Origin of the sequence: Psychromonas sp. (genome assembly GCF_047632995.1) — a bacterium.
GTDB lineage: Bacteria > Pseudomonadota > Gammaproteobacteria > Enterobacterales > Psychromonadaceae > Psychromonas.
In genome coordinates this window covers 1-14948 of the sequence record NZ_JBLIEK010000091.1, presented here as the reverse complement: position 1 = coordinate 14948, position 14948 = coordinate 1, and the positions used below count along the sequence as shown (strand labels likewise).

The following is a 14948-nucleotide window of genomic DNA, read 5'->3' as shown; positions in this document are numbered from 1 at the left end:
CATCATAAAGAATATGATGTTTCTGAGGAATTATTAATAAGCGCATTTTCAGCGCTTATTGAGGAAAGTTTTTATGAATAATGCTGTGGGGATCTCTCAGGCTAAAGCCCACGTCCCTTTAGCAAATAAACCCAACTGTAGCGGTTAGGCAATTTCCGTACGTTTTTCTTGTGATGACCAAGCGCTTTAGCAAGAGAAAACATGGATGTTTTCTCTAACCTTAGCCAGTACAGGGACGTAATGTCTGAGGTGGTGCGTTAAAAAGTGTTTGGTCAGTGCAAGAATGAAAAACGTCTCGGACGGCACTCTTTTGGTTACTTTTCTCTTGCTGTTGAGAGAAAAGTGACACGCCGTCAAGGGCGGAACTCCAACAATGAAAGTTACAGCAGCCGCTCACAAGCGAAAGCTGACAAACAACCAATGCGGCTACCCCGCCCCCCCTTCTGCAAGCCAGCAGCTATATATGTAACGGCATATACCATAAACAACAGATATCAATTATTAATCTCTTCTGTGTGATCCGCTTACTGTGCTAGCATAGCCCTTTATCAACAAACTAATTGTTATGCTAATTTAAGTCTCTTAACCGTGAGCCACTGTGATGCCGAATCCTTTATTAGAACGCGCTATCGATATTTGTAAACAAAAAAAAGTTCGCTTTACAGCGATACGACAACGGGTTTTTTTATTGATGGCGGAACAAAAAGGGGCGGTAAGCGCTTATGATTTACTTGGTTTATTGCAAAAGTATGACGCAAATGCCAAACCTCCTACGATTTATCGCGCTTTGAATTTTCTATTAGAAAATCATTTTATTCATCGTATTGAATCGCTAAACGCCTACTTGATGTGTAACCATTTTGGCTGCGAACATCCTATGCAATTACTGATTTGCGATAAGTGCCATAAAATTATAGGGTTAACAGATCCTGTGATAGATGACGCATTTTCAGAGCAAGCTAAACAATCGGGCTTCCAAATTACGAATAAAGTATTAGAAGCCCATGGTATTTGTTATAACTGTCTCTATAATTAATTTCTTCTGCCCTGACGACAGGGCATACGTTCCCGACTACTAAATACAAGTGTGTAAACTATGAATGCAGAATTTGTGAATCCTTTTTTATCTTCTTTTATCAATGTGCTACAAACCATGGCTCAGATAGAGGTAAAACCGGGGAAACCCTGCCTTAAAAAAGACGCAATTGCTCGTGGTGATGTATCTGGTTTAATCGGTATGGTCGGACCTACCGCTAAAGGCTCTTTTTCAATTAGTTTTGAAAAAAAATTGGCGTTAAATGTTTTCCGTTTAATGGTTGGCGAAAGTGTTGACGATATATCAGATGATATTACCGATATGATGGGTGAGATCACCAATATGGTCGCCGGTGGTGCAAAGCGCCAATTAGGCGAGAAAGGTTATGAATTTAGTATGGCAACACCAGTGGTTGTTTCTGGCCCCAACCACGCCATAAAGCACCAAGTTGATGGCTCAAAAGTACTGATGCCTTTCCTCTGCGAACACGGCAATGCATTTATTGAGATCTGCTTCAACCAATAGCACTGCTTCTAGCGATTTAATAACGTCACTAATTTATTAGCGGCGTTTTTTTATGCCTATTAAAAATAATACCCGCTTTTCAACGCAGAGCATAATAACGAAACAAGGGAGATTTAATAATATCCAGCGCACAGATAGCGCTAGAATTGCAATTTAAGCATAAAAAAACCTCTTTGCATAATCACTTGCAAAGAGGTTGAAAAGTTAAACAAAACTAAGGAAAAACTATGAAATTTTAATTAGCTTGTATGTTTAGTCCACAGTAATTTAAAAAAGTTCAAAATTATCTATAGTTTAAATTAATGAGCCTCATCCCAGTTGTCACCGACACCCGCATCGGCAATCAGAGGCACATCTAAATCAGCCGCATTAGCCATAATATGTTGAATCTCTTTGGTGTATTCCTCGACGAACTCTTCTTTAACCGCAAAGACTAATTCATCGTGCACCTGCATTAATAACTGCACAGTTCCAGCTTCGGTCATTTTCACCCAGTCTGCCATATCGATCATCGCTTTTTTGATAATATCAGCAGCAGTACCTTGCATTGGCGCGTTAATAGCAGCCCGCTCCGCGGCTTTCTTAAGCATGCCATTACGGGATGAAATCCCAGGTAATTGTAAGCGACGGCCCATTATAGTCTCAACATAGCCCTTTTCATGCGCCAAGACGCGCGTATTTTCCATATAGGTCAAGACACTCGGATAACGCTTAAAGTATCTGTCCATATATTGCTGGGCTTCCTGGCGGCCGATATTAAGTTGCTTGGCAAGCCCAAATGCACTCATACCATAAATAAGTCCGAAGTTAATCGCTTTGGCGCTGCGTCGTTGATCGGTAGTAACTTCATCGAGTGCGACAGAGAACACTTCCGATGCGGTCGCCTTATGGATATCTTTGCCTGTCGCAAAAGCTTCTAATAAGCCTTTATCTTGAGAAAGATGCGCCATAATACGCAGTTCGATTTGGCTATAATCAGCGGCCACTATTTTGTATCCCGGTTGTGCAATAAAAGCCTGGCGAATACGCCGCCCTTCTGCGCTGCGAATTGGGATATTTTGCAGATTTGGATCGCTTGATGATAAGCGCCCGGTGACAGTTACGGCTTGATGATAAGAGGTGTGCACGCGCCCTGTCTTTTCATTAACCATTTTCGGGAGTTTATCGGTGTACGTCGATTTCAGTTTACTTAAACCACGATGCTCAATAATCAGATGAGGCAGCGGGTAAGTTAACGCTAACTCTTGTAAGACTTCTTCCGCCGTAGAAGGGGCACCTTTCGGGGTTTTCTTTAAAATAGGTAAATTCAGTTCTTCAAATAAAATCGTCTGCAACTGTTTGGGGGAGCTTAAATTAAACGTTTTCCCTGCCTCTGCATAAGCCGCCTCTTCAAGCTCTAATAAACGTTTACCAATTTCAACGCTTTGCTGCGCAAGTAATGCACTGTCAATTTCAACGCCGCCACGTTCAATATCTGAAAGCACGCTTAATAAAGGCAGTTCGATATCAGAAAAAACAGTCTGTAATGCGGGTGTTGCTTGCAACTGCTCAAATAAGTGCAGGTGTAAACGTAAGGTAATATCCGCATCTTCTGCGGCATAAGGCGCCGCTTCTTTAATCGCTATTTGATTAAAGGTCAGTTGCTTCTTCCCCTTACCAGCAATATCTTCAAATGAGATGCATTTATGATCTAGATATTTAAGCGCTAAGGTATCCATATCGTGCCTACCGGTACTATCAAGCACATAAGACTCGAGCATGGTATCAAACTGGATCCCTTTTAATTCAATGTCATAATTTAATAAAACACTGCGATCATATTTTAAGTTTTGCCCCACTTTTTTGCATTCACTCGACTCTAAAAGCGCTTTTAATTTCGCTAATGTTTCGGTTAAATCTAACTGCTTAGGCGCATCGATATAATCATGTGCAAGCGGAAGGTAAACCGCATCGATAATAGGGGCATCTTCACTACCAATATTAGTTTGCACAGCAAAAGATAAACCGACAATCTCAGCTTGCATATAATCTAGACTGGTTGTCTCTGTATCAAAGGCAAAAAGTGGCGCGGCTTGTAATTTTTTAATCCACTGATCTAACTGCCCTGGTGTATATATTGTTTTATAACTACTGCGATCAACCAATGAGGGCGTAATAGGTGTTGTATTTTCCGATGCGTGCGCGGCACCCAAGGCTGATTGTCTTTCAGTCATGCTTCCGCCATCTAACAAAGCGGATAACCAGCGCCTAAATTCAAGTTTGCCAAATAATGCGATTAATGCATCTCTATCTTCTTCTTTATGGGTAAAGTCGGCATAGCCCTGAGACAGTTCAACGTCGGTTTTGATCGTGGCAAGTTGATAGGAAAGGCGTGCCATCTCTTCATTGTCACGCATTTTTGGGGCGATGGTTTTACTGCCGCGAAAACCAAGAGCGGCCAGTTTATCAAGATTTTTATAGATATCGTCCATCGAACCAAGCCCCTGCAGCATCGCCAGTGCAGTTTTTTCACCCACACCGGGAACGCCGGGGATGTTATCAGACTGATCCCCCATTAATGCCAGGTAATCAATAATAAGCTCTGGTGGAATACCAAATTTGTCATTTACACCTTGGATATCCAATGTCGTATTGGTCATGGTATTGATCAGCAGGGTGTTTTTATCCACCAACTGAGCCATATCTTTATCACCGGTACTAATTAATGTCGCAATACCCTGCGCACTGGCTTGACGGGAAAGCGTTCCAATAACATCATCCGCTTCCACCCCGGGCACGGTTAAAATAGGCAATCCCATCGCTCTGATCACATCATGCAGGGGTTCAATTTGGCTACGCAGATCATCCGGCATACTAGGCCGATGTGCTTTGTACTGTTCATAGATATCATCACGAAAGGTTTTACCTTTTGCATCAAAGACCACCACAATATGAGTTGGGTTAAATTGCTTTAATAAACTTTGCAGCATATTCACCACACCATATACAGCCCCCGTTGCCTCTCCCGCCGAATTAGTCAGGTGCGGCGGTGAAAAAAAAGCACGATAAAGATAAGATGAGCCATCAACAAGGACAAAAGGATTTTCTGGAATAGTTGCCATTAAATTTTTTACCTAATAAGAGAGAATAAGAAATGATTATACCCGTTACAAATCAATAATAACCGAACATATTTAGGAAATAAGCGGAACCAATACCTTGCTGTAAAGGTAAGTGGTTATTTACTTTCAATAGAGCACAAGGCTGTGGATAACTCTGTTAATAGTTTTAAGCATAAATGTATCCTGTAACAAATAATTATAATTTATCCCTTGTTTTCAATAAGATAAGTTTTAAATGTGACAAAAAAAACAGATAGTCATGAAATTTCTGTGTGCATAACAAAAACCAATATGATTTATTTTTGATCTATTTGATTTTTAGCATGATTCTTAACTGGGTTCGCATACATGGTTAATACGCTTGCCTGCAATTCAGGTTTAATCGCCATGAAATGCTTTTCAAAGGCCTGTTTATCACTTTCTGTTATCTTTTGAGAGGCTTGCTTAGCAGCAATAAAATTAGATGGGTGCAGGTAATAGTTTTGGTAAATCTGCGCATCTATCTCTTTTGCGACTTCGTCAGCATCTGTAAATTCACCTTGCAGTGGAGAGCCAAAAGCGACATGAACATGTCCTTTTTTACCGACGATACCGCGCACAATACTTTCAAGATCTTCAAACTCTGATTTTTTATATTCACCCTTTTCTGCTTTATCATAGAGCTCTTGCGCTTTTTGTTGATCACAAGGATCAAACTCATAAGAGACAGCAACCGGGACAATATTGAGCTGCTTAATATAATCACTAAAGGCTATTTTTTTCTTTTTACCGTTCACATAAAACATTTTAACAATTGCAGGTTCGGTTTTATCAAAACCATCCTTTGCACGCCCTTCTCTTTGTGCAATCCAGATACTGCTATCTTCTTGTAATGAGCTGAAAATATACTCAGATAAATGTGTTAACGCTTTCATCATCTCACGCACACCCGATACTGAACGCTTAACAATAAAGCTTTTATTCATACGCATCAAATCAGAGACGTAGGGCTTGCTTAATAAATTATCACCAATTGCAATGCGTACTGTTTTAAAATTTTCGGAAAACAACGCCCAATTAACAAAAGCGGGATCCATTGCAATATCGCGGTGGTTAGAAACAAAAAGATAGTTTTGCGTTGGTTCGAGATTTTCAAGCCCGGAATATGAGAATTGGGTCGTGGTTGAATCAATCATATGTTGTATATAACCGCCAACAATTCGTTGCATTCCATCAATACTATTAATCGTTCCCCATTTATATAAAAAATAGCGACGCAATAAGGGTTTTAAGATAAAACCGGTAAATTTGGCAGTTTTAGAAAAGCGAAAGCTGATAATCGCATCAAGAAATTCTTTATTATTAATAACACGCTGAATCGCAGGTTGGATTTCATCGTCGTTATAAGGTCGAATATCACTGAATTTATCTAACGAGTTAACCATTTTTTCACTCTTTATAAAATTGAAGGCGCATTTTACCTGCTTTTAAAAGGTACAGCGAGTTTAATTAATAAATAAGCGAAAACAGATCTTATGGCCAAAGCGGTTTAAATCGGAATAGTTCATGGCGTAAAAGCATTTTATAGGTTTCTACATCAATCTCAGATTCCTGCAAATAATCATCCAACCACTGCGCCTTAAATAACCGAGAAGCACGTAATTGATCATATTTTGCAAAGCGCACCGCTTTGAATAATATTTTGCCAACCACTGTACGCTCTGCAAAGGCGACTTGTTCAACTTCCTCTTTTAATGCATTAATAAGGTGTGGAAAGTGCTTGCTAAATATTTCTTCAGATAAGGTAAGGCTTAACTTTAGACTGGCTTGTGAAACTAATAACGCCTGTAAAGATGCCGAATCGGTCTTTATCTCATAGAAAAAGTCATGACGTTCTTTCTCACCTCTGTCTCGCGCTTTATCAAGGCAAGCGGTACGAACAACTTCAAATGAGCTGAGGTACTGCTGATAACTTGCCACATAAGCGAAGTTAACCATAACTGACAGTAACATTCCTTCATAGGGGCGGCGGTAATTCTGTTCATGCATTAAGGCGGTGCAGGTTTGCCCTAATGTTATTTCATAACGCCAAAGTTTTTTCGCAAATAAGGTATTATGATGACTATACGCATTAATACGATATTTAAATAAAATGGCAGGTATCAGATAGCGCAACACATCCGTACCAATTAAACCAATTGCACTTTGAATATCTCTGACATGGCGCGACTCGCGTCCAAGTGCAGCCATAAAATTATCACTTCTCACTAAAAACAGAAGGCGATTACGCGTACCAATATTCAGCTCGAGCAAAGAGGCTAATACGGAATAGCGAGGCTCACCCGCAAGTAATTTAGTTAACAGTTCAACAGTACTTTCTCTAAGTTGTAATTGGTCATTAATTACATTGCGGCTATTTTCCAGCTTTTCATTAACAACTGTGAGCAGCGATTGTTGGAAATAACGCATCAATAACGCATTGCGTTTTTTTTTCAGAAGGTTATCTGCCTCAACACGTTCAACACGTTGTTTCTCAACATCCAATAAAATACGCTGATTCCAGCCATTTTTATCTTGAGGCGACAACGCGCGCGAGTCATCATCTAACTCATCGTCCAATAAGCCATCGTTATACTCTTCTTCTTTATATATCTTCTTTTTACCCACTAAAAAACGCAGAAACAATTTATTAATTGATTCAACAAGGGGCTCTGCAATTGTAACCTTGGGTTTACTGGTCATAAACGTTTATTAAATTCCCAAAAATAAAGCGATGGCTAATAAGACTATATTACTTAATTTAAAAAAAACTGATTTGATCTAGATAAAAGCAAAGGCATCGCCAAAGATATGGTCAATCTGTGCGCCTTGTTTCACAAAATCCTCACGGGCGATTTTTGCCATTTCAAAACGCCCCACGATATAAATATCAAACGCGCTGAGGTTGTCGAATTCATCCAGAACTGCTTGATGGACATAACCGTGCTTCCCTTGCCACTGCGTTTCTGGCAATTCAATCACAGGATGGAAATGGATATTACTATGTTGTTTCGCCCATGCTACGGCCTCATTTTCAAAATAAAAATGAGAATACTCTTTTACCCCCCAGTAGAGGTAAACAGGATTTTCTAATTGCAGATGCACAATTTGCTCAAGCAGTGCTTTTACATATGAAAAACCAGTTCCACCTGCCATTAAGATGATTGGACGCTTAGAATCCTCGCGTAAATAAGCATCCCCATTAGCTATTTCAACGTCTATCTTGCCGTCACATTGCATTTTTTCAATAACCTGCATCGCATAACTATTTTCGGGGGTTGCACCAATATGTAATTCAATTTCATTTGTTAAAGGTGCATTAGCAATTGAAAAATGGCGTTTATCTCCCTTTCCCATTACGACCGATAGATATTGTCCCGCTTTATAAGCAACCGCTTCAGTGGGACTCAAAAAGACACGGTATAAAAAGTCATTTAATTTTTCGATAGATTTTACATTACAAGTAACAGGCTGCATTAATTTCTCTTTTTAAAGTGAAGACAACATTTAACAAAACGGCAACAATTATGACAGGATTCCTAATTCTTGCCAAAGATCATCTATTTTTTCTTTCACTTTTTTGTCCATAGCAATCGGTTTCCCCCACTCTCTATCTGTTTCACCCGACCACTTATTGGTTGCATCCAGCCCCATCTTTGAACCCAAGCCTGAAACGGGCGATGCAAAATCTAAATAGTCGATAGGCGTGTTTTCAACCATGGTTGTGTCACGGGCAGGATCCATACGGGTTGTAATCGCCCAGATTACATCATTCCAATCACGCACATTAACATCGTCATCACAAACAATAATAAATTTGGTATACATAAATTGGCGCAAAAAAGACCAGATCCCAAACATTACCCGCTTAGCATGACCTGGATAGCTTTTTTTAATTGACACAACGGCCATCCGATATGAGCAGCCTTCCGGGGGCAGATAAAAATCGACAATTTCAGGAAATTGTTTTTGTAAAATAGGCACGAAGATTTCGTTAAGTGCAACCCCTAAGATAGCAGGCTCATCGGGCGGACGCCCCGTATAAGTACTGTGATAAATCGGATTTTCACGATGGCTAACATGAGTAACAGTCATTACTTGAAAATCATCCACCTCATTATAATAACCGGTATGATCACCGTAAGGTCCTTCTGGTGCCTCTTCGCCAGGCTGCAAATAACCTTCAAGAATAATTTCAGCAGATGCTGGAACATCGAGATTATTACTCAGACTCTTTGCTACTTTAGTACGAGAGCCCCGCAGTAAACCTGCAAAAGCATATTCAGACAAGGTATCAGGAATCGGTGTTACCGCACCTAATATAGTCGCCGGATCGGCGCCTAATGCAACTGAAACGGGGAAAGGTTTGCCGGGATTTGCTTCCTGCCATTCGCGATAATCAATCGCCCCGCCGCGGTGGGATAACCAGCGCATAATTATTTTGTTTCTGCCCAGCAATTGCTGGCGGTAAATGCCTAGATTTTGGCGTTTTTTATAAGGCCCTTGGGTAATGGTTAAACCCCAAGTAATTAAAGGTGCAACATCGTCTGGCCAGCAGGTCATCACAGGCAGTTTAGTTAAATCTACATCGTCACCCTGCATAATCACCTGCTGACATGGAGGATTACGCACGCTTTTGGTGGGCATATTTAAAACTTGCTTAAATATGGGTATTTTTTCCCATAACGATTTGATGTTTTTAGGGGGTTCAGGCTCTTTTAAATATGCTAACCACTGCCCGACTTCTTTTAATGCTTCGACATTATCTTTACCCATCGCCAGTGCGACACGCTCTGTTGTACCAAACAAGTTGGTCAGTACTGCCGTGTCATAACCTTTGGGATTTTCAAATAGAAGTGCGGGGCCGCCGGCACGAAGTGTGCGGTCAGATATTTCAGTCATCTCTAAATGAGGATCAATTTCTTGGTGAATACGTTTTAATAAACCTTTTTCTTCAAGCTGACCAATGAAGTCACGCAAATCATCAAATTTCATAAGGATCCTACTTAAAAAATAGTGAAAAAAAACGCTACCAAAAGTAGCGTTATCTCATTTTATCAAAGCAACCAAAGCATCTATTTTGCTTTTTGGTTTTTCATTGCACTGAAGAAGTCATCGTTTGTTTTACTTAAGCCCAGCTTATCAATCAAGAACTCTGTCGCGCCAGTCTCACCCATAGGATGTACAATTTTACGTAAAATCCACATGCGTTGTAATTCATCAGACTTAGTGAGCAACTCTTCACGACGAGTGCCTGAACGCGTAATATCTATTGCAGGATAAACGCGTTTTTCAGCAAGCTTACGATTCAGATGAATCTCAGAGTTACCCGTACCTTTAAACTCTTCGTAGATAACTTCATCCATTTTAGAGCCCGTGTCGATCAATGCCGTTGCAAGAATAGTTAAACTACCTCCCTCTTCGACATTACGAGCCGCACCAAAAAAGCGTTTCGGGCGTTGTAATGCGTTGGCATCTACACCACCCGTTAATACTTTGCCTGAGCTTGGAACCACTGTATTGTACGCACGCGCCAAACGAGTAATCGAATCAAGCAAAATGACCACATCTTTTTTATGCTCAACGAGACGTTTCGCTTTTTCAATCACCATTTCTGCAACCTGCACGTGGCGGCTTGCTGGTTCGTCGAAGGTTGATGCAACTACTTCACCACGCACCAAACGGGACATCTCAGTTACTTCCTCTGGCCGTTCATCAATTAGTAAGACAATAAGTACGGCTTCAGGGTAATTAATGCTAAGGCTCTGCGCAATATTTTGCAGTAACATTGTTTTACCCGCTTTTGGCGGAGCAACAATTAAACCACGCTGGCCTTTACCAATCGGAGATACTAAATCCAGAATTCGTGCAGTAATATCTTCGGTACTACCGTTACCATTTTCTAAACGAAAACGTTCATCTGGATGAATGGGAGTGAGGTTTTCAAAAAGAATTTTATTGCGGGAGTTTTCTGGTTTGTTGAAGTTGACTTGATTTATTTTTAGTAATGCAAAATAACGTTCACCATCCTTAGGCGGTCGAATCTTGCCTTCAACACTATCACCCGTTCGAAGATTGAACCGGCGTATCTGACTGGGTGATATATAAATATCATCGGGACCAGCAAGGTATGAGCTATCGGAACTGCGTAAAAACCCGAAGCCATCTTGTAATATTTCCAACACGCCAAAACCGAAAATATCTTCGCCGCCTTTAGAATGCGCTTTTAGAATTGCAAAAATAATGTCTTGTTTTCTTAAGCGAGCTAAATTTTCTAGCCCCATTGATTCGCCAAGGTTTACAAGTTCAGCAACTGGTGTGTCTTTTAATTCAGTTAGATTCATAGTTATATAGGTATACAGATTTGAAGTGAGTGATAGTTGAAATTCGAGAGTTAATTTGCTCATAGTCTATGAGCGTAAAGATAGCCGGAATATAGCACTAAAATTTTTATTAGTCCAGAATGAACCTGTTGTATTTCATAACAGGTCCAATCAGTTTTAAATTATTTGATATTAGACTCTAAAAATTCAACAAGTTGAGCTTTTGAAAGAGCGCCAACTTTAGTCGCAGCAACTTTACCATCTTTAAATAATAATAATGTTGGGATACCACGGATACCAAATTTAGGCGGCGTTCCGCTATTTTGGTCAATATTTAATTTACCGATTGTAACTTTACCTGCGTATTCAGTAGCAATTTCACTAAGAATAGGAGCAATCATTTTACAAGGACCACACCATTCTGCCCAAAAATCGACAAGAACAGGGCCTGCTGCGTTAAGTACATCTTGCTCAAAACTTGCATCACTTAAAGTTACGATATTGTCGCTCATTTTTCTCTCCAGAAAGTATTACCAGTAAATAGATACTATAACATGGGTATAGTAAAAATAATTTTTGATATTTGAATCGATCTCAATACTTATTGCAAGTATAAACTGATATGATTTGCAAATGAATAAAACACATCTAACTCAAACAAAATTTGCAGACCTTCCTCTCGAGAAAAGTCTAATTTCAGGTTTAACATCGCAAGGTTTTGAATATTGCACCCCTATTCAAGCAAAGTCGTTGCCTATCACCCTAAAAGGGAAAGATATTGCAGGACAAGCTCAAACAGGGACCGGTAAAACACTAGCGTTTTTACCTGCTGTATTTCATCACTTGTTAACCCATGTTCAACCTGAAAATCGCCGTAAGAATCAACCTCGGGCTATTATTTTAGCACCGACGCGTGAGCTTGCAATTCAAATTCACAAAGATGCAATGCCGCTAGCCAGCGCATCTAACTTACGCCTAGGATTAGCATATGGGGGCGAAAGAGTTGAAATTCAACAGAAAAAACTAGAAAACGGTTGTGATCTGTTAATTGGCACAACAGGCCGTATTATTGATTTCGTCAAACAAGGCATTATTGATCTTAGCTCAATACAGAGTGTTGTATTAGATGAAGCGGATCGAATGTTTGATCTGGGTTTTATCAAAGATATCCGTTACCTCTTTAGGCGCATGCCGGAAGCAAACGATCGCTTAAATATGCTGTTCTCTGCAACTTTATCGCACAAGGTACAAGAACTAGCCTTTGAACATATGAATGATCCAGAACATATTCAGATTGAACCTGAGATCATGACATCAGTAAATATCACTGAAGAGTTATTTTACCCTTCTAATAAAGACAAAATGCTTCTTTTATTAAGCCTGATTGAAGATGAATGGCCAGAAAAGGCGATCGTCTTTGCCAACACTAAACATATCTGTGAAAAAGTCTGGGGTTATCTTGCTGGTGACGGTTTACGCGCAGGTCTGCTAACTGGTGACGTACCACAAAATAAACGCCTTAAAATATTAGAGCAATTCACAATCGGTGAAATTGATATATTGGTTGCTACCGATGTTGCTGCACGAGGCTTACATATACCAAAAGTATCACATATTTTTAACTTTGATTTACCTGATGATTGTGAAGATTATGTTCACAGGATTGGCCGTACTGGTCGCGCTGGTGAAAAAGGGTTAGCAATAAGCTTAGCGTGTGAAAAATATGCTTTTAACTTACCTGCTATTGAAGAGTATATCAAACATTCGATCCCTGTAAGTGAATACGATAAAGATGCGCTGCTTGATTCTTTACCTGTTATGAAAGTCACCAAGTACAAAGCACACCCAAATAATCGTAAAGACAATTATCATCGCAACCACAAACGCTAAAATTGTGTCAGAGAATCGCTATACCATTATTGACCTTGGCTCCAATAGTTTCCACATGCTAACGGTACTAAAAACTAATAATGGTTTTAGTGTGTTTTCTAAAAGAAAAAGAAAAGTTAGGCTGGCTTCCGGATTAGATCCGCAGCAAAATTTAACAGCTGAAACAATGGAGAATGGCTGGGCTTGCCTGCAGGAATTCAGAGATGAATTAAATCAAATACAGCCCTGTAAAATATTGATTACTGCCACCGCCGCATTACGAATTGCTAAAAACAAACAACTATTCCTTAATCAAGCAGAAACAATTCTACAACACCCCATTAAACTAATTTCTGGTATTGAAGAAGCTAAAACTATATATCGTGGTGTTGCTTTTACAGATAACATTTCACAGCAATTACTGGTTATCGATATTGGTGGCGCAAGTACCGAATTAATCATAGGTAAGGGCAATACAGTATTGCTTGCAGAAAGCTTAAATATGGGCTGTGTGACTTGGTTAAATAGATACTTTGCAAATAATAAGCTTGATAATAACAATTTCAGCACAGCTATCAAGATGGCGAAAGCGGTTATAAACCCAATAATACAAATCTATACGGAGCACGGATGGGATCTCACTATGGGCGCTTCTGGAACAATTCAAGCGGTACAAGAAATTAATAATAAACAGCAAATAAATAAAGAACTAACGCTTGATCTACTAAATAAAATAAAACAGATGTGCATCAGTTGTAAAGATATTCACTCATTAGATATTGATGGGTTAAAAACTTCAAGAATTCCCGTATTTGCAAGTGGCTTGGCAATACTTATAGCGCTATTCGAATCACTCAACATTAAATCATTGAGACTTTCAAAGGGCGCGTTAAGGGAAGGGCTAATTAGTATTTTGTTTGCAGATAAATAAACTATGTAACTACCGCTACAATGCAGTGGCAGTAAACTTACCTTATGCAGATTGTTATTGAACTCAGCATTGAAATAGCGAAAGTTCAAACACGAGCTCCTCTTTAAAGTCCCTCACCAATAGGACATCGGCATTATTGTGCTTCATGCACAAATAGGTCATACACACTAATATCGGAAAATTTCTGCAGACATAGTCAACAAGGATAAACACTTGGTGACGGTCAGGACTCACCCGCTCTTGACAATTATTACGCAATACTGCAGGGCACGCAGAGCATAGCCCGCTCATGAACCTTGGCTAACGAAAAATTCACCCTACTATCACATGATATGAAACTACAGGACGCACAGAGCTTGTCCGCTGGTGAACCATCGCTGCCGCGATACTCGCCCTGCGGCATGCTTTTATAATCCCCATGCTCGAGTAGTCATCGCGTTAAGCGCTTAAACGAAAAAAAACCTGCTGACGTTAGTCAACAGAGATTTATCTGGATTTGATTGCCTAGCTTGGCGACGGTCAGGACTCGCATAGCTCATCCGCTCGTGAACCTTGGCTAGCCCCAAATTCGCCCTACTATCACATGGAGAGACCCCCTTGCATTGCAGTCCCTTGAACACGGTTCAAGGAAACAAAATGCAACTAAGTACCATCGGCGCAGCGCCGTTTCACTTCTGAGTTCGGAATGGAAAGAAAAGTAAGGTCCCTTGGTCCGGAGACCGAAGGACAAAACGGCAGGATAGCCGTTTTGAACATCACCGCTATAAGCAACATGGATGTTGCGCATTAAACTTTGTTTGACGCTGATGGTACCACAGCAATAGATGCTAAAAAGCAAAAAGGCCTCACCGGAACTAACCAGTGGGGCCTTTTTAAATAGGTGTCTAGCAATGACCTACTCTCACATGGGGAGACCCCACACTACCATCGGCGCAGCTGCGTTTCACTTCTGAGTTCGGAATGGAATCAGGTGGGGCCACAGCGCTATGTTTACTAGACGAAAAAGTTAATTAGAAAAGCTGGTTGTTGTTCTGAATCAGGCTATATAAATCGTTGTAAAATATGTTTCGCAAGCATATTTATTTTCTTGGTCACACACTAACCCACGTTGAGTTTTCAAAGAGAAGATTAATAATCTTCTCTGA

Annotated in this window: 11 protein-coding genes and 1 rRNA gene; 4 read left to right on the top strand and 8 right to left on the bottom strand. The window is 40.1% G+C overall.

Annotated elements, in window-relative coordinates; genetic code table 11:
- Positions 1-601 precede the first annotated feature (601 nt).
- Complete coding sequence (locus tag ACJAT7_RS13930; RefSeq protein ID WP_415227407.1) at positions 602-1036, top strand: transcriptional repressor; 435 nt, start codon at positions 602-604, stop codon at positions 1034-1036.
- Positions 1037-1096: 60 nt separating this feature from the next.
- Positions 1097-1561 carry a chemotaxis protein CheX gene (locus tag ACJAT7_RS13925; protein WP_415227406.1) on the top strand — a complete coding sequence of 155 codons (465 nt, stop codon included), beginning with the start codon at positions 1097-1099 and terminating at the stop codon, positions 1559-1561.
- A gap of 299 nt (positions 1562-1860) precedes the next feature.
- Here the strand turns inward: ACJAT7_RS13925 and polA are convergent, their stop codons facing one another.
- The 7 genes from polA to trxA form a co-directional block, all read right to left on the bottom strand.
- A complete protein-coding gene (gene polA, locus ACJAT7_RS13920) occupies positions 1861-4662 on the bottom strand; it encodes a DNA polymerase I (RefSeq protein WP_415227405.1) in 2802 nt (933 codons plus the stop codon).
- A gap of 296 nt (positions 4663-4958) precedes the next feature.
- Entirely contained in the window at positions 4959-6086 is a 1128-nt protein-coding gene (locus tag ACJAT7_RS13915) for a 1-acyl-sn-glycerol-3-phosphate acyltransferase (RefSeq protein ID WP_415227404.1), read from the bottom strand.
- 88 nt (positions 6087-6174) lie between these two features.
- Positions 6175-7383: an HDOD domain-containing protein gene (locus tag ACJAT7_RS13910; RefSeq protein ID WP_415227403.1), complete on the bottom strand. Its 1209-nt coding sequence runs from the start codon at positions 7381-7383 to the stop codon at positions 6175-6177.
- Between the two features lie 78 nt (positions 7384-7461).
- Positions 7462-8157, bottom strand: coding sequence for an NAD(P)H-flavin reductase (gene fre / locus ACJAT7_RS13905; protein ID WP_415227402.1), 696 nt, complete (start codon positions 8155-8157; stop codon positions 7462-7464).
- Positions 8158-8205: 48 nt separating this feature from the next.
- Complete coding sequence (gene ubiD, locus ACJAT7_RS13900) at positions 8206-9675, bottom strand: 4-hydroxy-3-polyprenylbenzoate decarboxylase (RefSeq protein ID WP_415227401.1); 1470 nt, start codon at positions 9673-9675, stop codon at positions 8206-8208.
- A gap of 80 nt (positions 9676-9755) precedes the next feature.
- Positions 9756-11024 carry a transcription termination factor Rho gene (gene rho / locus ACJAT7_RS13895; protein WP_415227408.1) on the bottom strand — a complete coding sequence of 423 codons (1269 nt, stop codon included), beginning with the start codon at positions 11022-11024 and terminating at the stop codon, positions 9756-9758.
- Between the two features lie 161 nt (positions 11025-11185).
- A complete protein-coding gene (trxA, locus tag ACJAT7_RS13890; protein WP_415227400.1) occupies positions 11186-11515 on the bottom strand; it encodes a thioredoxin TrxA in 330 nt (109 codons plus the stop codon).
- Between the two features lie 121 nt (positions 11516-11636).
- Here trxA and rhlB point away from each other — a divergent pair, with 121 nt between their 5' ends.
- Complete coding sequence (gene rhlB, locus ACJAT7_RS13885; protein WP_415227399.1) at positions 11637-12893, top strand: ATP-dependent RNA helicase RhlB; 1257 nt, start codon at positions 11637-11639, stop codon at positions 12891-12893.
- Positions 12894-12897: 4 nt separating this feature from the next.
- A complete protein-coding gene (locus ACJAT7_RS13880) occupies positions 12898-13803 on the top strand; it encodes a guanosine pentaphosphatase (RefSeq protein WP_415227398.1) in 906 nt (301 codons plus the stop codon).
- Between the two features lie 882 nt (positions 13804-14685).
- On the opposite strand, the gene rrf is transcribed toward ACJAT7_RS13880, so the two are convergent.
- Positions 14686-14801: ribosomal RNA gene (rrf, locus tag ACJAT7_RS13875) — 5S ribosomal RNA — on the bottom strand.
- Between the last annotated feature and the right edge of the window lie 147 nt (positions 14802-14948).

What these genes read in the sequence shown, in the direction of transcription:
- ACJAT7_RS13930 (WP_415227407.1), top strand. Translation starts at nt 602, where the DNA reads ATGCCGAATCCTTTATTAGAACGCGCTATCGATATTTGTAAACAAAAA.
- ACJAT7_RS13925 (WP_415227406.1), top strand. Translation starts at nt 1,097, where the DNA reads ATGAATGCAGAATTTGTGAATCCTTTTTTATCTTCTTTTATCAATGTG.
- polA (WP_415227405.1), bottom strand. Translation starts at nt 4,662, where the DNA reads ATGGCAACTATTCCAGAAAATCCTTTTGTCCTTGTTGATGGCTCATCT.
- ACJAT7_RS13915 (WP_415227404.1), bottom strand. Translation starts at nt 6,086, where the DNA reads ATGGTTAACTCGTTAGATAAATTCAGTGATATTCGACCTTATAACGAC.
- ACJAT7_RS13910 (WP_415227403.1), bottom strand. Translation starts at nt 7,383, where the DNA reads ATGACCAGTAAACCCAAGGTTACAATTGCAGAGCCCCTTGTTGAATCA.
- fre (WP_415227402.1), bottom strand. Translation starts at nt 8,157, where the DNA reads ATGCAGCCTGTTACTTGTAATGTAAAATCTATCGAAAAATTAAATGAC.
- ubiD (WP_415227401.1), bottom strand. Translation starts at nt 9,675, where the DNA reads ATGAAATTTGATGATTTGCGTGACTTCATTGGTCAGCTTGAAGAAAAA.
- rho (WP_415227408.1), bottom strand. Translation starts at nt 11,024, where the DNA reads ATGAATCTAACTGAATTAAAAGACACACCAGTTGCTGAACTTGTAAAC.
- trxA (WP_415227400.1), bottom strand. Translation starts at nt 11,515, where the DNA reads ATGAGCGACAATATCGTAACTTTAAGTGATGCAAGTTTTGAGCAAGAT.
- rhlB (WP_415227399.1), top strand. Translation starts at nt 11,637, where the DNA reads ATGAATAAAACACATCTAACTCAAACAAAATTTGCAGACCTTCCTCTC.